This window comes from Pseudomonas sp. GW821-FHT09D08 (assembly GCF_059416305.1).
Genome location: NZ_JBWKOX010000003.1, coordinates 336,028 through 355,629, shown reverse-complemented (window position 1 = coordinate 355,629; position 19,602 = coordinate 336,028). Strand labels below are relative to the sequence as shown.

General features: G+C 60.8%; 19 protein-coding genes. 9 read left to right on the top strand and 10 right to left on the bottom strand.

Annotation, left to right across the window (positions count from 1 at the left end; genetic code table 11):
* Positions 1-67 precede the first annotated feature (67 nt).
* Positions 68-205, bottom strand: a complete 138-nt coding sequence (locus tag AC07OP_RS07865; RefSeq protein WP_003175756.1) for a hypothetical protein — start codon at positions 203-205, stop codon at positions 68-70.
* 638 nt (positions 206-843) lie between these two features.
* Between AC07OP_RS07865 and AC07OP_RS07860 the strand changes: the two genes are divergently transcribed.
* The 4 genes from AC07OP_RS07860 (at position 844) to arfB (ending at position 4,273) form a co-directional block, all read left to right on the top strand.
* On the top strand, positions 844-2,265 hold the full coding sequence (locus AC07OP_RS07860; protein ID WP_495100533.1) for an amino acid permease: 1,422 nt from the start codon (positions 844-846) through the stop codon (positions 2,263-2,265).
* 107 nt (positions 2,266-2,372) lie between these two features.
* Positions 2,373-2,525: a hypothetical protein gene (locus AC07OP_RS07855; protein WP_193603559.1), complete on the top strand. Its 153-nt coding sequence runs from the start codon at positions 2,373-2,375 to the stop codon at positions 2,523-2,525.
* Positions 2,526-2,633: 108 nt separating this feature from the next.
* Positions 2,634-3,797 (top strand): hypothetical protein, encoded by a 1,164-nt coding sequence (locus AC07OP_RS07850; protein ID WP_115487145.1) that lies wholly within the window; start codon positions 2,634-2,636, stop codon positions 3,795-3,797.
* 62 nt (positions 3,798-3,859) lie between these two features.
* Positions 3,860-4,273, top strand: coding sequence for an alternative ribosome rescue aminoacyl-tRNA hydrolase ArfB (gene arfB / locus AC07OP_RS07845; RefSeq protein WP_115487144.1), 414 nt, complete (start codon positions 3,860-3,862; stop codon positions 4,271-4,273).
* On the opposite strand, the gene AC07OP_RS07840 is transcribed toward arfB, so the two are convergent.
* The 3 genes from AC07OP_RS07840 to AC07OP_RS07830 all read right to left on the bottom strand — a co-directional run bounded on the left by AC07OP_RS07840 (position 4,270) and on the right by AC07OP_RS07830 (position 6,423).
* Positions 4,270-5,466 (bottom strand): MFS transporter, encoded by a 1,197-nt coding sequence (locus AC07OP_RS07840; RefSeq protein WP_495100534.1) that lies wholly within the window; start codon positions 5,464-5,466, stop codon positions 4,270-4,272. The two genes, arfB and AC07OP_RS07840, sit on opposite strands and share 4 nt — an antisense overlap.
* A 104-nt stretch (positions 5,467-5,570) precedes the next feature.
* Entirely contained in the window at positions 5,571-5,744 is a 174-nt protein-coding gene (locus AC07OP_RS07835; RefSeq protein WP_495100535.1) for a hypothetical protein, read from the bottom strand.
* A gap of 367 nt (positions 5,745-6,111) precedes the next feature.
* Positions 6,112-6,423, bottom strand: coding sequence for an Mpo1-like protein (locus AC07OP_RS07830; protein WP_027605580.1), 312 nt, complete (start codon positions 6,421-6,423; stop codon positions 6,112-6,114).
* Between the two features lie 162 nt (positions 6,424-6,585).
* Between AC07OP_RS07830 and AC07OP_RS07825 the strand changes: the two genes are divergently transcribed.
* Positions 6,586-7,644, top strand: coding sequence for an AraC family transcriptional regulator (locus AC07OP_RS07825; protein WP_495100536.1), 1,059 nt, complete (start codon positions 6,586-6,588; stop codon positions 7,642-7,644).
* On the opposite strand, the gene AC07OP_RS07820 is transcribed toward AC07OP_RS07825, so the two are convergent.
* The 6 genes from AC07OP_RS07820 to AC07OP_RS07795 form a co-directional block, all read right to left on the bottom strand.
* On the bottom strand, positions 7,601-9,055 hold the full coding sequence (locus AC07OP_RS07820) for a TrkH family potassium uptake protein (protein ID WP_065925925.1): 1,455 nt from the start codon (positions 9,053-9,055) through the stop codon (positions 7,601-7,603). The genes AC07OP_RS07825 and AC07OP_RS07820 overlap by 44 nt on opposite strands.
* A gap of 168 nt (positions 9,056-9,223) precedes the next feature.
* On the bottom strand, positions 9,224-10,567 hold the full coding sequence (locus AC07OP_RS07815; RefSeq protein WP_495100537.1) for an imelysin family protein: 1,344 nt from the start codon (positions 10,565-10,567) through the stop codon (positions 9,224-9,226).
* 126 nt (positions 10,568-10,693) lie between these two features.
* Positions 10,694-12,745, bottom strand: a complete 2,052-nt coding sequence (locus tag AC07OP_RS07810; RefSeq protein WP_027605584.1) for a putative bifunctional diguanylate cyclase/phosphodiesterase — start codon at positions 12,743-12,745, stop codon at positions 10,694-10,696.
* Between the two features lie 585 nt (positions 12,746-13,330).
* Positions 13,331-13,927, bottom strand: a complete 597-nt coding sequence (locus AC07OP_RS07805; protein ID WP_003212997.1) for a superoxide dismutase — start codon at positions 13,925-13,927, stop codon at positions 13,331-13,333.
* 178 nt (positions 13,928-14,105) lie between these two features.
* Positions 14,106-14,705: a LysE/ArgO family amino acid transporter gene (locus AC07OP_RS07800; RefSeq protein WP_115487139.1), complete on the bottom strand. Its 600-nt coding sequence runs from the start codon at positions 14,703-14,705 to the stop codon at positions 14,106-14,108.
* 5 nt (positions 14,706-14,710) lie between these two features.
* Positions 14,711-15,112 carry an ACT domain-containing protein gene (locus tag AC07OP_RS07795; protein ID WP_027605586.1) on the bottom strand — a complete coding sequence of 134 codons (402 nt, stop codon included), beginning with the start codon at positions 15,110-15,112 and terminating at the stop codon, positions 14,711-14,713.
* Between the two features lie 100 nt (positions 15,113-15,212).
* On the opposite strand from AC07OP_RS07795, the gene AC07OP_RS07790 reads away from it, so the two are divergent.
* The 4 genes from AC07OP_RS07790 (at position 15,213) to AC07OP_RS07775 (ending at position 19,540) form a co-directional block, all read left to right on the top strand.
* Entirely contained in the window at positions 15,213-16,106 is an 894-nt protein-coding gene (locus AC07OP_RS07790) for a LysR family transcriptional regulator ArgP (protein WP_495100538.1), read from the top strand.
* Positions 16,107-16,158: 52 nt separating this feature from the next.
* Positions 16,159-17,157 (top strand): NAD-dependent epimerase/dehydratase family protein, encoded by a 999-nt coding sequence (locus AC07OP_RS07785; RefSeq protein WP_027605588.1) that lies wholly within the window; start codon positions 16,159-16,161, stop codon positions 17,155-17,157.
* A gap of 127 nt (positions 17,158-17,284) precedes the next feature.
* A complete protein-coding gene (locus tag AC07OP_RS07780) occupies positions 17,285-18,130 on the top strand; it encodes an ATPase (RefSeq protein WP_495100539.1) in 846 nt (281 codons plus the stop codon).
* 150 nt (positions 18,131-18,280) lie between these two features.
* The gene (locus AC07OP_RS07775; protein ID WP_495100540.1) at positions 18,281-19,540 is read left to right on the top strand and encodes a D-mannose isomerase; all 1,260 of its coding nucleotides are present in this window, start codon (positions 18,281-18,283) and stop codon (positions 19,538-19,540) included.
* Positions 19,541-19,602 lie beyond the last annotated feature (62 nt).

The following is a 19,602-nucleotide window of genomic DNA, read 5'->3' as shown; positions in this document are numbered from 1 at the left end:
TGTCCTTGTGTGCCTTGGGTAAGGAGGCAGGTGCCGTGCACAGCACCTGCCGAATACGTGCCGGGTGTCAGAAAGGCCACATCGCCGTGCCAAATGGCACCACGGCATCGGCTTGCATCATTTCAACGGCGGCCTCGTGGGTCGGCGCTTCAAACCAATCGTCGAGTTGCAGTTCGGTTTCCAGGTCGTTTTCCAGTGCTTGCATGGTGTATCTCCTAGAGGACGTTGTTTGAGAACGGCTTGCCAGCGGGCTTCGCTGGGCAAGTGAAAGAACCTAGGTGAGAGTGTTTGGTAATGCAAAAATTTTATTGACACGGTCTCATTTGGATTTTTTCTTCTGTTTTTTCGCCGGCTTTTTTTCTTCAGCAAATACAGTGAGCTGGCGTCGCTAATGGTGATGAATTTTCCTACCGCCATTTTTTCAAAAACTTACAGCTGTAACGCTGATTTTCCATGATGTAACGATTAATTTACGTGTAGCTCGCGGCATGATTGGCCTATTTACCGCTGTAAGGAATACCTGACAGATCGTCGCACGTGCTCCGCGGGTACGGCTTGAAGCTGTCGAGCGGTGTACAATGCGCCGCGTTTTACTGTGACCCCCTTGCGTAACCACGCAAAAGGCCAAGACCTCAGGGTTTACCCACCCTGATCACTCCGCCTGGCCACGAGCCCGGCGGGTTCGATTTCGTCACAGATAAAAACAAACAGGTGACGCATGACCGTTAGAAAGACGCTGTACTCCTGGTGCCTGCGCTGGGGTTTGAGCGGCGCTGCTTGAGTCGGTAATTCAAGGCAGCAACCTGCATTCAACATCATCAAACCTTGCGTGAGACCCTTTTCATGAGTGAACCCCATTCCTCTTCAGGCGAGCTGAAACGCGGCCTGAAAAATCGGCATATCCAGTTGATCGCCCTTGGTGGCGCCATCGGCACCGGCCTGTTCCTGGGCTCGGCCGGCGTGCTCAAATCCGCCGGCCCGTCGATGATCCTGGGTTATGCCATCTGCGGCTTCATTGCCTTCATGATCATGCGCCAGCTCGGCGAAATGATCGTCGAAGAGCCGGTCGCCGGTTCCTTCAGCCACTTTGCCCACAAGTACTGGGGCGGTTTCGCCGGCTTTCTGTCGGGCTGGAACTGCTGGATCCTGTACATCCTGGTGGGCATGTCCGAGCTGACGGCCGTCGGCAAATACGTGCACTACTGGTGGCCGGAGATCCCGACCTGGGTGTCTGCGGCGGCGTTCTTCGTGCTGATCAACCTGATCAACCTGGCCAACGTCAAAGTCTTTGGTGAAGCGGAGTTCTGGTTCGCCATCATCAAGGTGGTGGCTATCGTCGGCATGATCGCCCTGGGCAGCTACCTGCTGGTCAGTGGCAGCGGCGGCCCGCAAGCCTCGGTGAGCAACCTGTGGGAACACGGCGGCTTCTTCCCCCATGGCGTGGGCGGCTTGGTGATGGCCATGGCGATCATCATGTTCTCCTTCGGCGGCCTGGAAATGCTCGGCTTTACCGCCGCCGAAGCCGACCAGCCACGCACCGTGATCCCCAAGGCGATCAACCAGGTGATCTACCGCATCCTGATCTTCTACATCGGCGCCCTGGTGGTGTTGCTGTCGCTGACGCCATGGGACAGCCTGCTGGCCACCCTCAACGCCTCCGGCGATGCCTACAGTGGCAGCCCGTTCGTGCAGGTGTTCTCCATGCTGGGCAGCAACACCGCCGCGCATATCCTCAACTTCGTGGTGTTGACGGCGGCGCTGTCGGTGTACAACAGCGGCACCTACTGCAACAGCCGCATGCTGCTGGGCATGGCCGAGCAGGGTGATGCGCCCAAGGTGCTGGCCAAGATCGACAAGCGCGGCGTGCCGGTGCGTTCGATCCTCGCATCGGCGGCGGTCACGCTGGTGGCGGTGTTGATGAACTACTTCATCCCGCAACACGCCCTGGAACTGCTGATGTCCCTGGTCGTGGCCACGCTGGTGATCAACTGGGCGATGATCAGCTTCTCCCACTTCAAGTTCCGCCAGCACATGAACCGCACCGGCCAGGTGCCGTTGTTTAAGGCGCTGTGGTACCCGTACGGCAACTACGTGTGCCTGGCGTTCGTGGTGTTTATCCTCGTGATCATGCTGATGATTCCGGGGATCCAGGTGTCGGTGTACGCGATCCCGCTGTGGGTGGCGTTTATGGCGGTGTGTTACTGGATCAAGAATAAGCGCAGTGCCCGAGCAGGCATGAGCACAACGGGGACGGTTCTGGAGTAGGACCTTTTCTCAAACAGAAAACCCGGCGCCATGCCGGGTTTTTTGTTGGCGTGCGCAGGTTGGATCGCCCCTAGTTTTTTCGAGCCTGCCCGGAGGTCCCATGTCCCATGCAACACACCTACATAGACGGCGGCGCCTTGCAGCGCGATGAGGTGGAAGACCTGACCGACCGGCACAGCGGCCCCTTGCGCCTGATCGGAGTGGAATCTAAGGCTCAGGCGTCAATGTTGTTGTCCGAGCTGGCTTTGGCCGTTGCCTGACTACGCAGTTTGTTACAGACGGTCGGTCTGCCGTCTGGAACCTTGTCTCGTAGCCTCCCAATAATTTGATGTTGGTTTTTAACAATGTCTGAATCGTTGAGGTGACGTATGCAAGATCTGACTTCTACCACTGGGCAAGTTTTTAACCCATCCATTGAGCACCCAGCGTTTTTTAATTCCCGCCACGATCCCACGAATCGTGTGAACCAGGAAACCCAACTATTCACGCCGCACACAGGCGTCTCCATCGCCGGAGAAAACTATTCCCCGGCCGAGAAAGATTTTCTGGTCAATGCCTTCGTCAAAGACACGTTGCAAAACTCCAACTATGAGAACAAAGGCAGCCTTGAGCGCCGGGCGAAGAATTTTTTCAAGCACATAGAATCTGAGATGGCCATTGGCATGGGGGTCGAGAAAGATTTACAACGTGATGACTCTCCGGCCTCGCAACTGTCATCGCATATGGCTCACCTGGTTCGTGGCCTGTGGGCTCACTCCAAGAGCGATCCAGCGTTCCGCGAACAACTGCACAAGGAGTTGCTGGCGCCGAGCAACGATCCCGGTAATGTTCTATTGGCCGGAGAGGGCAAGGGCGGTCTATACCTAGGCATGAAAAACCTGCATGCCATGCTCGTTCGCGGCGAGCAGGGACCCCTGACCCGCGAGGCAGCGCAGCAAGGCGCAGAAATGGCGTTTGGCATCAAGGCGATTGCCGAGGCGCTTAAGGAGCATGACCCGATGCTAAGTGGTGTCGAGGCCTATACCCTCCAGCATCGCGTGGGGTCGAACCGGGTGGTCGAGGGTGTGAAGACCCATCATTTTACCAGCCTCCATGGCACGGACCTGCGCAACGACCTCGGCACTAAAGTGCGCGATGAGTTAGGCGTGCCCGTCATGCTGGGGACCTCGGGTGGCGCATCGGATATCGCCTCGACCATTCGCCATGCGGCCCAATCGCAAAGTCAATCAATGTGGCCAAGTGGCATGGATGAGAAAAGCGGTCGGGAAGCCATGATGGGGTTGGTGTTCCATCTGATGCGTAATCAGGTCACGGACAATGCCCAAGGCTTCTACGACAAGATGCGCGATGAATTGCACGGCCTACCGCCTAAAAAAGTCGATCCCGCGCTGATCTTTTCTCATTCATACCCTGAAGTGGTGACTGGGGTTGAGATGACGCTGAACAATGAAAAACCAACGGATCGCCCAGCCATGATCAGATCGACACGGCTGGCCCAGACGCTGTTGGACAAGGCCTTTGCCAATCGGTAGCAGCGAGCAGGGCAAGGTGCGGTTCGGGTATGCTGGATGCCCTGAACCACGGATCTGTCTCAATGCTGGAGATTTCCAACAACGTCCACCTGCCCGACGCCGAGATTGAGCTGACCGCCATTCGCGCCCAGGGCGCCGGCGGGCAGAACGTCAACAAGGTGTCGAGCGCGGTGCATTTGCGCTTTGATATTCCGGCGTCGTCGCTGCCGGCGTTCTACAAGGAGCGACTGCTGGCACTGCGTGACAGCCGTATCACCAGCGAAGGCGTGCTGGTGCTCAAGGCCCAGCAGTACCGGACCCAGGAACAGAACCGCGCAGACGCGCTGGAGCGCCTGGTGGAGCTGATCCTCAGTGCCACCAAGGTCGAGAAGAAGCGCCGCCCGACCAAGCCCACCCTGGGCTCGAAAAAGCGGCGCCTGGAATCCAAGACCAAGCGCGGCAGCATCAAGGCCGGGCGCGGCAAGGTCGACTTCTAGGCATCGCGCGCTTCGCGGGCCTTGGGTGCTTGCCGGTACAGGTAGACACTCAGCAGCAGCCCACCGAGGGCTGCGAGGGCGGCGAACAGGAAGATCGACGCAAAACCGAAACCTGCCGCCACGGCCCCGGCCAGCGGCCCGGTAATGCCCAGCGACAGGTCGATAAACAGCGAATAGGCGCCCACCGCCGAACCACGGCTGGACGCGGGCACCAGGTTGACCGCCTCCACCCCCAGCGCCGGAAACACCAGGGAAAAGCCGAAACCGCTCAACGCCGCGCCGGCCAGGGCCAGGTTGGCATCCGGCGCCAGCCACAACAGCAGCAGGCCGAGAATCTCCACCGACAGGCAGGCGATCGCCACGCGAAAGCCGCCGATACGGTTGATCAAGTTGCCGAACAGCAGGCGCGCACCGATAAAGCTGGCGCCGAACAGGCTCAATGCCCACACCGCGTTATCCCAGTGCTGGGTGGTGTAATACAGGGTGATAAAGGTGGCGATGGTGCCAAAGCCGATGGAGCCCAGGGCCAGCGCGCAGCCGTGGGGCAATACCCGGCCCAGTACGTTCATGAACGGCAGGCGCACGCCGGCAACAATCGGTGCGGCGACTTTGTTCCAGGCCAGCAGCAGGCCGACGATGGCCAGCAGGATAATGCTGACGCCCATGCTCCACAGTCCGAAATGCCTCACCAGCAACACGCCCAGTGGTGCGCCGACGGCCAGCGCGCCGTAGCTGGCGATACCGTTCCAGGAAATCACCTTGGCGGTGTTCTGCGCACCGACCCGGCCGATCCCCCAACCGATGGCGCCCGAGCCCACCAGGCTTTCCGCGCTGCCCAGTACCAATCGACCGATGAGCAGGCTGGCCAGGCTGACGGCCGGCACGCTTGAAAACCACGCCGCAAGCAGCATGAACACACCGCTCAGGCCGCAGCCCACCAGGCCGATCAGCACGGCGCGCTTACTGCCCAGGTTATCGATGATTTTGCCGGCATAGGGGCGGCTCAGCAGCGTGGCCAGGTACTGCACGCTGATCACCAGGCCGGCGATCACCGCGCCGTAGCCCAGTTCACTGTGGACATAGCCCGGCAACACGGCCAGGGGAATGCCGATATTCAGGTAGCCGATAAAGGTGAACAACACGATGGAAACAACTTGCAGCGTGACCGCCATGGGGCGCTGGGTATCTGGCATGGGAGAGGTCCACTGTCGCAGCAGGTAAAGATAGGCTGCTAATGATACCGGGGCTTGGGCGTGCGCAGGGCGGTAAAACGCAAAAACGTCAGATCAAAAAGACGTCAGGCTGGAAGGGGGGCGAGTAATTGGGTGGTGACCAGGGCGGCCAGGGCGTTTTCCTGGGTGCCGAAGCGCTTGAGCAGCAAGGCTTGTTTGTCCGCGCTGAGACGGTTCCACACGTCGACCATTTGCAGGGCAGTGTCGAGTACGGCGGTGTCCGGGAGGGTGTCTGTCATGGCGGGTACCTCGGGGGTGATTCAGGCAGTGTGGAAAGCGTTCAAAGGTACGCTTTCCACACGGTCTGGTACGGCGTCAGTCCTGGCTCTTGCTGTCGACTGGTTTTGCTTCTTTGGCCTCAGGCTGCTTTGCGCTGGCCTGCTGCGGTGTTGGCTGCTCAGTTTCGTGCAGGCTTGGGAAGGGGAGATTAGGTATCTCGTGCATCGTCGTCGCTCCTCGCAAAGTCTGTTTTTTCAATCGCAGGTGATTCCGCGCTCTCAAAAAGCCTTGGCAGGATACAGCACTGTAAATGACAAAAAGACTTTTATATCGCCGGGTGTACGAACCTTTTATCGTTTTTACGCAAGTGACAAGAGGTCACATCGCTCAGAACGGCACCTTACCGAGGATCATGTCGCGGTACATCACAAAATCCCCGAGCAAGCTGTAGAACGGGTGCTGGAAGGTCGCCGGACGGTTCTTTTCGAAGAAGAAGTGCCCGATCCAGGCAAAACTGTAACCGGCAATCGGCACGGCCAATAACAGCCCCAGTGAGCCTCGGCCGATGGCATAGGCCAGTATGCCGATCACCAGGGTAGTGCCGATAAAGTGCAGGCGCCGGCAGGTGCTGTTGCCGTGCTCGGTCAGGTAATAGGGGTAAAACTCGGCAAAGCTGTTGAATCGCTTGAGGTTTTCCACTGTGGCCGGCCCTTTGATTGTTGTGCCGCCCAACAGATGTTCGGCGGGGAGCTTATTTGAGTCTAGAGTGATCAGTGGTAACAGCCAGTGACAATAGATGCCACTTTAGTATCCTTGGCTTTCCTGGCTGCCGTTTTGAGCCTGCTTTATTAAGAAGACGCCATGAGCGAACGAACAACTTCTGCAAGCTGGGCGATGGGGATAGTCAAGGCACTGGAAATGGACGGCCTGGATTGCCGCGCCTTGTTCAAGCAACTGGGCCTGGACTACGCCGCGCTGAGTGACCCCGATGCGCGGTTCCCGCAGGACTCCATGACCCGCCTGTGGCAGCGCGCAGTCGAGCTGTCGGGCAACCCGGCGATTGGCCTGAACATGGGCAAGGTGGTGCGCCCGGCGTCGTTTCATGTGGCCGGTTACGCCTTGATGTCCAGCAACACCCTGGCCGAGGGCTTTATGCGCCTGGTGCGTTACCAGCGGATCATCGCCGAAAGTGCCGATTTGAGTTTCCGACTATTACCTGAAGGCTATGCGCTGATTCTGACGGTGCATGGCGATCATCTTCCGCCGACCCGACAAAGCGCCGAAGCCTCCCTGGCCTGTGCGTTGGCGCTGTGCGGCTGGCTCACCGGGCGGACCCTGCAACCCCGCAAAGTGCTGTTGCAGGGCGATCAACCGGGGGACCTGGCCCCCTATAAACAAGCGTTCCATGCCCCGCTGGAGTTCAATGCGCCGTATGACGCGCTGATCTTTGAGCGCGCCGACATGGACGCGCCCCTGCCCACGGCCAACGAGGCCATGGCGCTGTTGCACGATCGATTTGCCGGTGAGTACCTGGCGCGGTTCTCCGAAAGCCGTGTGACCCACAAGGCGCGGCAGGTGCTGTGTCGACTGCTGCCCCAGGGCGAGCCCAAGCGCGAAGTGGTGGCCCAGACCCTACACCTGTCCCAGCGCACCTTGCAGCGGCGCCTGCAGGAAGAAGGCACGAGTTTCCAGACCCTGCTCGACGACACCCGCCGCGAACTGGCCGAGCAGTACCTGGCGCAGCCGAGCATGACCCTGTTGGAGATCGCCTACCTGCTGGGCTTTGCCGACCCGAGCAACTTCTTTCGCGCGTTTCGCCGCTGGTTCGATGCCACGCCCGGCGAATACCGGACGCGACTGCAGGACGCGTCGACGGTCAGTGACGCCAGAACGCCGGAATGCACAGAACAAAGACTGTGATGATTTCCAGCCGGCCCAGCAGCATGCCCAGGGACAAGATCCACTTGGCCGCATCCGGCAGGCTGGCAAAGTTGCCGGCCGGGCCAATGGTTTCCCCCAGGCCCGGGCCGACGCCGGACACGGTGCTGGCGGCGCCGGTGAGTGCGGTCATCCAGTCCAGGCCCAGCAGCGACAAGGCCAGGGCGATGGCGCAGATGGTGATGGCGAAGAAAAACGAAAAGGTCAGGATCGAACGCACGATCTCTTCGTCGAGGCGGTGGCCGTTGTACTTCTGCTTGATCACCGCGCGCGGGTGAATCAGCTGGTTCAAGTTGGCCTTGAGCAGGATATAGGCGACCTGGAAGCGGAAAATCTTGATCCCGCCCGCCGTGGAGCCGGAACAGCCACCGATGAAGCCCAGGTAGAAAAACAGCATCAGTGAGAAATTGCCCCACAGGCTGTAGTCCCCCAGTGCAAAACCGGTGGTGGTCACTACCGACGTGACGTTCAACGCCACATGGCGCAGGGCGTCCAGCCAATGCAGGTTGGTGGTCCACCAGTACCAGGTGCCGAGCACCAGCCAGGTCACCAGCAACAGGCCGAGCAAGCCTTGTACTTGTTGATCCTTGATCAATGCCTTGCGATTACCCCGCAAGGTGGCCACGTACAGGGTGAACGGCAAGCTGCCGAGGATCATCACCACCACCGCCACCCAGTGCACCGCCGGTTGTTTCCAGTGCGCCAGGGATTCGTCCGAGGTGGAGAACCCACCGGTGGAAATCGCCGACATCGCATGGTTGATCGCATCGAACAGGCCCATGCCGGCCCACCAGAACGCCAGGCTGCCGAGGATGGTGATGCCGACGTAGGCCGCCACGATCAGCCGCGCCACCATGTGCGAGCGGGGCATGACCTTCTCCGAGCGGTCCGAGGATTCCGTCTGGAACAGGCGCATGCCACCGATGCGCAGCAGCGGCAGGATCGCCACCGCCATGCCGATAAAGCCGATGCCGCCGAGCCAGTGCAGCAGCGAGCGCCATATCAAAATGCCGGGGGACAGGGTGTCCAGGCCGCTCAGCACCGTGGAACCGGTGGCGGTGATGCCGGACATGCTTTCGAAAAACGAGTCGGTGTAGCTGATGTGCTGGGTCAGCAGGAACGGCAGCGCGGCGAACACGCATACCACCACCCAACTGCTGACCGTGAGCAGGTACATGTCTCGCGGACGCAGGTGCACGTGTTCGGGACGCCCGGGAATCACCAGGGCGAGCCCGGCGACAAAGGTGATCAGGCTGGCCCAGAGGAACGAGGGCAGGTCGCTGGTCCGTTCGAAAATCACCAGGGTGGCCATGGGCACGACCATGGCGATCGCAAGGGTGATCAGGAAGATGCCGATGATGAAACCGATGATGCGTAGGGTCGGCAACGCCATGAAGTAAGCTCGAAATAGGGCAGAGGCGCCATTCTACCTGGGGTGCCGGGCATGTAAACCGGGCCTTGAAAGCGACGCAAGTCAAATGTGGGAGGGGTGGTGGTCCTACTGTGAAAGGCAGGTAAAAAAAAGGCGACCCGAAGGCCGCCTCATTCAACACCGCACTGATCAGAATTCGTGATCAGCGTTATCCGGGTTCAGGTCGCTGATGCCCAGCTTGCCTGCCGCGGCCTCGATCGAACCGGTCTGCTTGACCAGGGCGGCGATGGCGTCACGCACGATCTGGTTGCCCGCGTCGTTACCGGCGGCGATCAACTGGTCGTAGTGTTCACCCTTGTTGGCATGATCAACCATGACCTGGATTTTCGCTTCGGTCGCCGCCAGGTCCGCTTTCAGCGCGGTATCGGCAGCCGGGTCGACCTTGGCCACCAGGGACGACAGGCTGGCGCCGGTCAGTTTGGTGCCGTCGACGCGGGTGTACTCGCCCAGGTAGACGTTGCGGATGCCCTTGGCGTCGTAGAAGTGCGAGTAATGGGTGTTGTCGCTGAAGCAGTCCTGTTCGTCTTCCGGCGAGTTGGCTTCCAGGGAAACCTTCATGCGTTCACCGGCCAGTTCGCCCAGGGACAGGCTGCCCATGCCGAACAACATTTTGCGCAGGCCGTCGGTGGCAGGTTCTGCCTCCAGGGTGGCGCGGTAGTTGTCTTCGACGTTGGGTTTCCAGTTGCCGACCATTTCCTGCAGGTCGCTGACCAGCAGTTGGGTCACGGCGGTCAGGTAGGCGCGGCGGCGCTCGTTGTGGCCGCCGGTTGCGCCGTCGCCGGTCAGGTAATCCGACGCAGGGCGGTTGCCGGCGCCTGGGCCGGTGCCGTTCAGGTCCTGGCCCCAGAGCAGGAATTCGATGGCGTGGTAGCCGGTGGCGACGTTGGCTTCGGAACCGCCCAGCTCATTGAGGCTGGCGAGTTTTTCCGGGGTGATGTCCTTCACGTCGACCTTGTCTTCGCCGACCTGGACTTCGGTGTTGGCGATGATGTTGGCGGTAGCGCCCGGGTTGCCCAGGGCGTGTTCGTAGGATTTGTCGACGTAGTCGATCAGGCCTTCGTCCAAGGGCCAGGCATTCACCTGGCCTTCCCAGTCATCGATGATGGTGTTGCCGAAGCGGAATACTTCGCTCTGCAGGTACGGAACGCGCGCGGCAACCCAGGCGGCGCGGGCGGCTTTCAGGGTTTCGTCGTTCGGCTTGGCGAGGAAGGCGTCGATTGCGGTTTGCAGGGTTTTTGCCGTGGACTCGGCATCGCTGTACACCGCGAAGACCATGTCGGCGTAATGCGCAACCACGGCCTTGGCGGCCGCTTCATCGACCTGGCCGGCAGGGGTGGCAGCCGCTGGAGCGGTGGTGCTGGCAGCCGGGGTCGGCGCCTGGTTGGCTGCGGGCTTGTCTTTACCTTCGCCGCAACCGGCGAGAGAAATGGCAATGGCCAGCAGACTGGCGGTGGCCAGGGGCATACGAATCATGGCGAACATCCTGCTTCGGTTGTTGATGGGCGCGCGGGGGTCGCGCAAAACTGCGACATAATGCGAAAGATTTGCATTTTGTGTAAAGGGTTATACGCGGGAAATATTCAGTATCGTTTTGCCCGGTCAGAGAATGGCCGCGCCATTGCGCTCGGCCTGCTTCAAAAAAGCCGCCAACTCCCGGGCCGGCAGGGGTTTGCTGTAGTAGTAACCCTGACCTTCATGGCAACCCTCGGAGATGATGTAGGCCTCCTGCTCCGCGGTTTCCACGCCTTCCGCGATGACCTGCATGCCCAGGCTTTTGCCCAGTTGGATAATGGCGCGAACGATGGTGGCATCGTCATCGTCGTCCAGCAGGTCCTGGACGAAGCTTTTGTCGATCTTGATCTTGTCCAGGGGCAGGCTTTTCAAATAGCTCAAGGAGGAATAGCCGGTGCCGAAATCATCAATCGCGATCAATGCCCCGGAACGGCGCAGGCTCAACAGGTGTTGGGCGGCGGTGCTGATGTCTTCCATCAGGCCGGTCTCGGTGACTTCCAGCTCCAGGCTGCGCGGCGGCAGGCGGTAGATCTGCATCAGGTTGTTGACCACCCGTGGCAGCTCGGTGTGGTGCAACTGCACGGTGGACAGGTTGACCGCCATGCGCAGTTCGGTGAAGCCCAGGTCATGCCATTCGCGCAATTGTCGACAGGCCTGGTCCAGTACCCATTCGCCAATCGGAATAATGGTGCCGTTCTGTTCTGCCAGCGGAATGAACAGGTCCGGCGGCACCAGCCCGTGTTCCGGGTGCTGCCAGCGGATCAGGGCTTCCACGCCTACCACACGCTGGTCGCGATAGCTGATCTGCGGCTGGTAGACCAGGTGGAACTGGTCACGGCTGAGGGCGTCGCGCAGGTCTTTTTCCAGCTCGCGGCGGCGGCGCATTTCGCTGTCGACGCTGGCGATATAGAACTGATAGCGGTTGCGAGAGCGGCTCTTGGCCAGGGTCATGGTCTGTTCGGCTTTTTGCAGCAGTTTCTCGGTGCTGTCGCCATCTTCGGGAAACAAGGTGATGCCGATGGTGGCGCGCAGGCGAATTTCTTCGTGGTCGAGGGCGAACTCCGCCTCCAGATCGTCGAGGATGCTTTGCGCCAGTTCGGCCGCTTCGTAAGGCTGGTCGATATCGGCCTGTACCAGCGCGAACTGGTCGCCCCCCAGGCGGGCGAGGGCGCCGAGGCGACCGCTGTGGGCGCGCAGACGATCGGCCAGGGCCAGCAGCAATTTGTCGCCGGCCTGGTAGGTGAACTGCTCGTTGACGCTTTTGAAGTCATCCAGTCCCACGCACAGCACCGCTACGCGGCGCTGGCGTCGGCCGGCGTCGATGAGGATCTTATCCAATTGCTCCTGCAGTTTCTGGCGGTTGGGCAGGCCGGTGAGAAAATCGTACTGGGCCATGCGCAGCAGGCTGGATTCCGCCTCATGGCGCAGGTGGGTGTTGCGCTCGATGGATTCGAGCAACTGGTTGGCGGTGTTGATCCACAACCCCAGCTCGTTGCGCTCGTGGCCCTTGAGTTGGGGGATCTTGTGCTCGCTGGGGCGATCCGGGTTGATCGATGTCAGGTGTTCGATAATCCGCGACAGCGGCTTGGTCAGCAGCCAGTGGTAAACCAGATACAACACCAGGCCCATGGCCAAGGCGCGTAACACACCGGAAATGAAGATGATCACCGAACTGACAATAAAGCCCTGGCCATAGGTGGCGGTGTCGAGGGTAATGCTCAGGTCGCCGTAATATTCGCTGTAGGGGCCTTTGCCGACCAAGGCCGTGGTAAAGGTGCGTTCCCGGCCCAGAATCAGGTCGGTGAGCCAGCGGCTGGGGGAGTGCTGCAAGGCGCGGCTTTTTTCTGCCAGCATGGTTTCGTTGGGATGGCCGATGGAGGCCATGCGCACCGCCTCGTCCTGGAACAGCCCCTCTATCACCTGCATGCCCATCTCGCGGTCCAGGCTATAGACGGCCTGGGTCGAGGGGTCGCGAAACATGTCGAGGATGCGCTGGGCATCACCGGCCACGGCCTGGCGCGTCTTGTAGGCATCGAAAACGATCTGCGCCACGCTCAGCGTCACGCCCACGATCAACGCCGACAGCAGCACGACCCGTAGCAACTTCACCGACAAGCTGTTTTTGAGTTCCAGCTTCAAAGGGGCATTCCTTGTCTCATGCGGGTGGCCTTCAATATGCCATGAGTATTGGCAATCTGGTGATGGCAGTCAAAGGAACATTGCGGCTGGGGGGGCTGGAGTCTATCGAAGGGCGTTCGGGAGGGGAGAGGGCGGATCATATCCGCCGCTCTCTTGCACAACACAGGGTTCAGGCGATTGCCTGATAGGCACTCTGCGCGGGATCGTCAGCAGGTTTATTAACCATTAAATCGGTCTAACGTCGGATGTACGTCCTCACCTGGTTTTCCGGAGGCTCCCCCTTGGCCCCCGCCCCCGCCCGCCAAACCTGTGAGCAGTTGCATCCCCATTTTCAGCCCCTCTCCCAATAGTGGGTTGAGCGCTGAGAGGCCCGCCGACAACAAGTCAACACCAGGGCCACTACCACCACCCGCTCCGGATACACCAGCCATAATTGCCACTCCTGAAAATAAACGAGAGAGTTATTTCTCTCACCGATTGTGTGGCAGGTTCGTGCCGGTGAGTTCCACGTTTCCTGAATGGGGTTCTTTTTTCAGGCATAAAAAAGCCCGGCAATCGCCGGGCTCTTTCTACTGCAAGCGTCGCTTAGGCAGTGAAGGTCTTGCCTTCGAACTGCTCAGCCACGAACTTCCAGTTGACCAGGTTCCAGAACGCTTCCACATACTTTGGACGTACGTTGCGGTAGTCGATGTAGTAGGCGTGTTCCCACACGTCGCAGGTCAGCAGCGGGGTGTCGCCGCTGGTCAGCGGGTTGCCGGCGCCGATGGTGCTGGCCAGGGCCAGGGAACCGTCAGCCTTTTTCACCAGCCAGCCCCAGCCGGAACCGAAGGTGCCGACGGACGTCTTGGTGAATTCTTCCTTGAACTTGTCGAACGAACCGAACGCGGCGTTGATGGCTTCAGCCAGTGCGCCGGTAGGTTGGCCGCCGGCGTTTGGTGCCAGGCAGTTCCAGTAGAAGGTGTGGTTCCAGACCTGAGCGGCGTTGTTGAAGATGCCGCCCGAAGAAGACTTGACGATTTCTTCCAGGGTCTTGCCTTCGAACTCGGTGCCTGGCACCAGGTTGTTCAGGTTCACGACATAGGTGTTGTGGTGCTTGTCGTGGTGGTACTCCAGGGTTTCCTTGGAGATGTGCGGCTGCAGGGCATCGTGTGCGTAGGGCAGCGGCGGCAATTCGAAAGCCATGATGATTCTCCTAATCAGGTCAGTTGCGGTGAGCGCAAGGCCGATCACGGGCGGCCAAACAAGCGCCGGGGAGTTTGTACTCTTTGCGGCGCAGGGTCCGGATCATAGCACCGGGGGTGCGGCAAAACCACGCAACAACTGTGTGGGATAGAGGTTCCAGAGCGTTTTGGAATATTCATCAGGCGCTGATCAATTGATAGGCCACGCTGAACATCATTACCGCTACCAACAGGTCCAACAGGCGCCATGTCGCCGGGCGTGCCAGCCACGGCGCCAACCAGGCCGCGCCGAGCGCCAGGGTGGCGAACCACAGCAACGATGCACTCGCGGCCCCGGCCACGTAGGCACCGGGTTCGGTTTGCTGCGCGCCCAGCGAGCCGATCAGCAGCACCGTGTCCAGGTACACATGAGGATTGAGCAACGTGACCGCCAGGGCGCTGAGCAATACGGCGCGCAATGAACGGACCTTGAGGTTGCCCCCTTGCTCCAGGCCCTGTGTCGAAAACGCCCGGCGCAACGCCAAGGTGCCGTACCACAGCAGGAACGCGGCGCCGCCCCAGCGGGCAATCGCCAGCAGCAGCGGGTTTTGCGCCAGCACCGTCGCCAGGCCGAATACCCCGGCGGCCACGAGCAAGGCGTCGCACACCACGCACAACGCCGCCACCGGCAGGTGATGTTCACGGCGTAGGCTTTGCGCCAATACAAATGCGTTTTGCGTGCCGATGGCCATGATCAGCCCCAGGGCCACCAATAATCCGTTCAGATAGCTTTGCCACATAACCATTACTCCGAAGTCGCTGCCAGTTGCCGCAATACGTCCATGGCTCGCTCGGCATCCGCGCGGCCGACGAACAGGTGGTCGTGGTAGTAGCCGGCGATCACGTTGCAACTGATCCCGGCCTTGCCGAGTGCGCTGGCGAAGGCGGCCGTCAGCCCCACGGCTTGCAGCGCTGAATGCACATTCAGGGTGATCCACGCGGCGATGTAGTCGAATGCCAGCCCGGCCTGTTCCGCCTGCCGGCGCTCCAGGATCAGGGTCAGGCCTTCCTGTTCGCGAAAGCTGCCGATGGCCTCGCAACCGGCCGGGATCCGATGGTCAGGCAGGGTGCAGAACACGTAGTCACCGTCATTGAGCTGCGGGCTCATGCTGCGCAGCAGAGTTGCCAGGGCGGTTTCGCCAGCCATGGTGAAGGGTCCTTATAAAGAGAGAAGCGATGCTGGCTATTCTCATGGCCCAGGCTGTATAAGAAAAACCAATATTGCTGATCGCTCATTAGAGAAACTGATGTTCGACTATAAATTGCTTTCCGCCCTGGCGGCGGTGGTGGAACAGGCCGGCTTCGAGCGCGGTGCCCAGGTATTGGGGCTGTCGCAATCGGCGATTTCCCAGCGCATCAAGTTATTGGAAGCACGCATCGGCCAGCCGGTGCTGGTGCGGGTTACGCCGCCGACGCCCACCGATATCGGTCGACGTTTGCTTAACCACGTGCAGCAGGTGCGGCTGCTGGAGCGCGACCTGCAAAGCCAGGTGCCGGCGCTGGACGAAGAAGGCATGCCCGAACGCCTGCGCATCGCCCTGAATGCCGACAGCCTGGCCACTTGGTGGGCCGAGGCGGTGAGCGACTTTTGTGCCGAGCAGCATTTGCTGCTGGATCTGGTCGTAGAAGACCAGACGGTGGGGCTCAAGCGCATGCGTGCCGGCGAGGTGGCCGCCTGCATTTGCGCCAGTGAACGCCCGGTGGCCGGAGCCCGCAGCCTGTTGCTCGGCGCCATGCGTTATCGAGCGTTGGCCAGCCCTGCGTTTGTTGCACGGCATTTCCCCAACGGTGTGCGTGCCGAGCAACTGGCGCGCACACCGGCACTGGTGTTTGGCCCGGATGATTTCCTGCAGCACCGCTACCTGGCGTCTCTGGGCGTGGACGGCGGTTTCGAACACCATTTATGCCCATCGTCCGAAGGCTTTATCCGCCTTGCGGAAGCCGGGCTCGGCTGGGGGCTGGTGCCTGAATTGCAGGTGCGCGACCAGCTGGAAAAAGGCGTGCTGGTCGAGTTGATGCCAGATAAGCCCATCGATGTGCCGTTGTACTGGCATCATTGGCGCAGCGGCGGGCAGTTGTTGGGCCTGTTGACCGACCACCTGGCCCAAGCCTGTGGACAATGGTTGGTGCCGTTGGAGTGATGGCGGTCGTCAAGGCAACAGCGATGAAAAATGAAAGAACACGGGGTAATACATGAAGATTCTGGTCACCGGCGCAAGCGGCTTCATCGGCGGGCGCTTTGCGCGTTTCGCCCTGGAGCAGGGCCTGGACGTGCGGGTCAACGGGCGGCGCGCCGAGGGTGTGGAGCACCTGGTTCGACGCGGTGCCGAGTTTATCCAGGGTGACTTGAGTGATGCCGACCTGGTGCGCGACCTGTGCCGCGATGTCGAAGCCGTGGTGCATTGCGCAGGCGCCGTGGGCTTGTGGGGGAAGTATCAGGACTTCCATCAAGGCAACGTGCTGGTGACTGAAAACGTCGTGGAAGCCTGCCTCAAGCAGCGCGTGGGCCGTCTGGTGCACCTGTCGTCGCCGTCGATCTACTTCGACGGGCGCGATCACCTCGGGTTGACCGAAGAGCAAGTCCCCAAGCGCTTCAAGCATCCCTATGCGGCCACGAAGTACCTGGCCGAACAGAAAGTGTTCGGCGCCCAGGAGTTCGGCCTCGAGGTGCTGGCCCTGCGCCCGCGTTTCGTCACCGGTGCCGGTGACATGAGTATTTTCCCGCGCCTGTTGAAGATGCAGCGCAAGAACCGCCTGGCTATCGTCGGCGATGGTCTCAACAAGGTCGACTTCACCAGTGTGCACAACCTCAACGAAGCGCTGCTCAGCAGCTTGCTGGCCACCGGTTCGGCCCTGGGCAAGGCCTACAACATCAGCAACGGCACGCCGGTGCCGGTGTGGGATGTGGTCAATTACGTGATGCGCCAAATGGAGTTGCCCCAGGTGACCCGTTATCGCTCCTACGGCTTGTCCTACAGCGTGGCGGCGCTTAACGAAGCCTTTTGCGCAATGTGGCCCGGTCGTCCCGAGCCGGCGTTATCGCGCCTGGGCATGCAGGTAATGAACAAAGATTTCACCCTCGACATCAGCCGGGCCAGGCATTATCTGGATTACGAGCCCAAGGTCAGCCTGTGGACCGCCCTCGACGAGTTCTGCAGTTGGTGGAAGGCCCAGGATCCCGGGTTCAAATAAGGTCACAACAGGCAACACATCGGGAACCGAATTCCAGGTTCCGGGTCGATCAACGCGACGGGCTTGGGGTTTATACTCCCGTCGCTCGGCTTTCCAGCCAGCTAACTCACCGATTCAGGGTTGATTCATGCGTAACGATGCCAAAGACGATTTCGACAACATTCCCAGCCTGCGGGCCGATCTTGGGGATGACGATGATTTCGAACCTTCCCCGGCCACCTCGGTGCGTTCGCGCAACACGCCCGTGGTCAAGGTCAAGGGCGCCAGCACCGGCCCGCTGTGGGCATTGATCGGCGCGCTGCTGATCGCCTTCGCCGGCCTGGCCTGGTGGAGCTTCCAGCAGATCTCCCTGATGGGCCAGCAGTTGGTTGCCACCCAGGAAAGCTTTGCGCGCATCAGCGAAGAAGCGGCAGGGCGCCTGCAGGACATTTCCGGCAAGGTCGTAGCCAGTGAAGCCAATGTGAACAACGGCAGCGAAGCACTGAAACTGCAGATCAAACAGCTGGAAACCCAGTTGCTGGAGCAGGGCAAGCAGCAACTCGGCGTTGCCGGCCAGGCCACCGAGCTGGACAAGCGCCTGGCGCAAATGACTGCCAGCACCACTGAGCTGTCGAGCGCCAATGCCAAGCTGCAGGGCCAGGTGCAAGCCTTGACCGATGCAGTGGCCACCCTGAAGGCTGCGCAGGGCGATGTCGGCAAACGCGATACCGAGATAAAGGAATTGGCCGCTGATGTGGTTGCCTTGAAAAAACAAGGCAATCCGAGCGCGGCCATCGCCCGTCTCGAGCAGGATCTGGTAGTACTCAAAAGCGCCCAGGACAGCCAGCCGGCCAACAGCGATGCGCCGACCAACAAGGAGTTCGACGTGTTCCGCATCCAGACCACCCGCAATATCACCACCTTGCAGAGCCAGGTGCAGAACCTGAATCAGCGCTTGAATGCGCCGGCGGCAGCAACGCCGCTCGGCCAGTAATATCGGGCCTGTGGCAAGCTTGCTCGCCACAGGCCGCCTAGCGGCTTAAATGTCACCGTCTGGTGACATTTCCCATCCCCTTCGTTACTTGCCCCCACCCTGCCCTTGTTTAGACTCCGGTCATCCCACAAACAATAATAAGGGCCACCCATGACCACGCGACCACTGCCTGCCAGCAGTTGGCTGAATGCACCTGCCCATCACGCCTGGCTCGCCGCCGAAGGCCAGCGCCTGCTGGCCTTCGCCAAGGCCTCCCGTCTGCCTGAGGGGTTTGGCAACCTCGACGACAAAGGCCAGTTGCCGGACGATGCCCACGCCGAAACCATGAATACCGCGCGCATGACCCACAGCTTCGCCATGGCCCATGCCATGGGCTTGCCGGGTTATGCCGAATTGGTGGCGCACGGTGTTGCGGCCCTGGGCGGACCTTTGCGTGACAGCGAACACGGTGGCTGGTTCGCCGCGCCCCAGGCTCTGGACGGCAACACCGGCAAGGCGGCCTACCTGCATGCGTTTGTCGCCCTGGCCGCCAGCTCGGCCGTGGTGGCGGGCGCGCCTGGCGCGCAAAGTCTGCTGAGCGACGCCATTCATATCATCGACCAGTTCTTCTGGAGCGAAGAGGAGGGCGTGATGCTCGAATCCTTCGCCCGGGACTGGAGCGGCGTCGAAGCCTATCGCGGCGCCAACAGCAACATGCACGCCACCGAAGCCTTCCTGGCCCTGGCCGATGTCACCGCCGACACACGTTGGTTGGACCGCGCCCTGCGCATCGTCGAGCGAGTGATTCATACCCACGCCGCCGCCAACCAGTTCATGGTGATCGAGCATTTCGACGCGCAATGGCAACCCCTGCTCGATTACAACGAAGACAACCCCGCCGATGGCTTCCGCCCGTATGGCATCACCCCTGGCCATGGCTTTGAGTGGGCGCGGCTGGTGCTGCACCTGGAAGCTGCGCGCCTGCAGGCCGGGCTGGCCACGCCGGACTGGCTGCTGAGCGCCGCCAAGGGCCTGTTCGCCAGCGCCTGCGACTATGCCTGGGCCGTGGATGGCGCCCCCGGTATCGTCTACACCCTGGACTGGAACCACCGCCCGGTCGTGCGCGAGCGCCTGCACTGGACCCACGCCGAAGCAAGCGCCGCTGCCCAGGCCTTGCTCAAACGCACGGGTGAGCTGCATTACGAAACCTGGTACCGGCGTTTCTGGGAATTTTGCGACACCCATTTCATCGACCGCCTCCACGGCAGCTGGCACCACGAACTCAGCCCGCACAACCAGCCCAGCAGCACCATCTGGGGCGGTAAACCGGACCTGTACCATGCCTGGCAAGCGGTCGTGCTGCCTGCACTGCCCCTGGCCCCGAGCATGGCCAGCGCTTTAGGCGCTGGGTGTTATGTCACCAAGTGGTGACATTTGTGCATCCCTTTGTTACCTGTGCTCGAAAAAACCATGTTTAAACTCCGTGCAGCGCA

What these genes read in the sequence shown, in the direction of transcription:
- AC07OP_RS07865 (WP_003175756.1), bottom strand. Translation starts at nt 205, where the DNA reads ATGCAAGCACTGGAAAACGACCTGGAAACCGAACTGCAACTCGACGAT.
- AC07OP_RS07860 (WP_495100533.1), top strand. Translation starts at nt 844, where the DNA reads ATGAGTGAACCCCATTCCTCTTCAGGCGAGCTGAAACGCGGCCTGAAA.
- AC07OP_RS07855 (WP_193603559.1), top strand. Translation starts at nt 2,373, where the DNA reads ATGCAACACACCTACATAGACGGCGGCGCCTTGCAGCGCGATGAGGTG.
- AC07OP_RS07850 (WP_115487145.1), top strand. Translation starts at nt 2,634, where the DNA reads ATGCAAGATCTGACTTCTACCACTGGGCAAGTTTTTAACCCATCCATT.
- arfB (WP_115487144.1), top strand. Translation starts at nt 3,860, where the DNA reads ATGCTGGAGATTTCCAACAACGTCCACCTGCCCGACGCCGAGATTGAG.
- AC07OP_RS07840 (WP_495100534.1), bottom strand. Translation starts at nt 5,466, where the DNA reads ATGCCAGATACCCAGCGCCCCATGGCGGTCACGCTGCAAGTTGTTTCC.
- AC07OP_RS07835 (WP_495100535.1), bottom strand. Translation starts at nt 5,744, where the DNA reads ATGACAGACACCCTCCCGGACACCGCCGTACTCGACACTGCCCTGCAA.
- AC07OP_RS07825 (WP_495100536.1), top strand. Translation starts at nt 6,586, where the DNA reads ATGAGCGAACGAACAACTTCTGCAAGCTGGGCGATGGGGATAGTCAAG.
- AC07OP_RS07820 (WP_065925925.1), bottom strand. Translation starts at nt 9,055, where the DNA reads ATGGCGTTGCCGACCCTACGCATCATCGGTTTCATCATCGGCATCTTC.
- AC07OP_RS07815 (WP_495100537.1), bottom strand. Translation starts at nt 10,567, where the DNA reads ATGATTCGTATGCCCCTGGCCACCGCCAGTCTGCTGGCCATTGCCATT.
- AC07OP_RS07805 (WP_003212997.1), bottom strand. Translation starts at nt 13,927, where the DNA reads ATGGCTTTCGAATTGCCGCCGCTGCCCTACGCACACGATGCCCTGCAG.
- AC07OP_RS07800 (WP_115487139.1), bottom strand. Translation starts at nt 14,705, where the DNA reads ATGTGGCAAAGCTATCTGAACGGATTATTGGTGGCCCTGGGGCTGATC.
- AC07OP_RS07795 (WP_027605586.1), bottom strand. Translation starts at nt 15,112, where the DNA reads ATGGCTGGCGAAACCGCCCTGGCAACTCTGCTGCGCAGCATGAGCCCG.
- AC07OP_RS07790 (WP_495100538.1), top strand. Translation starts at nt 15,213, where the DNA reads ATGTTCGACTATAAATTGCTTTCCGCCCTGGCGGCGGTGGTGGAACAG.
- AC07OP_RS07785 (WP_027605588.1), top strand. Translation starts at nt 16,159, where the DNA reads ATGAAGATTCTGGTCACCGGCGCAAGCGGCTTCATCGGCGGGCGCTTT.
- AC07OP_RS07780 (WP_495100539.1), top strand. Translation starts at nt 17,285, where the DNA reads ATGCGTAACGATGCCAAAGACGATTTCGACAACATTCCCAGCCTGCGG.
- AC07OP_RS07775 (WP_495100540.1), top strand. Translation starts at nt 18,281, where the DNA reads ATGACCACGCGACCACTGCCTGCCAGCAGTTGGCTGAATGCACCTGCC.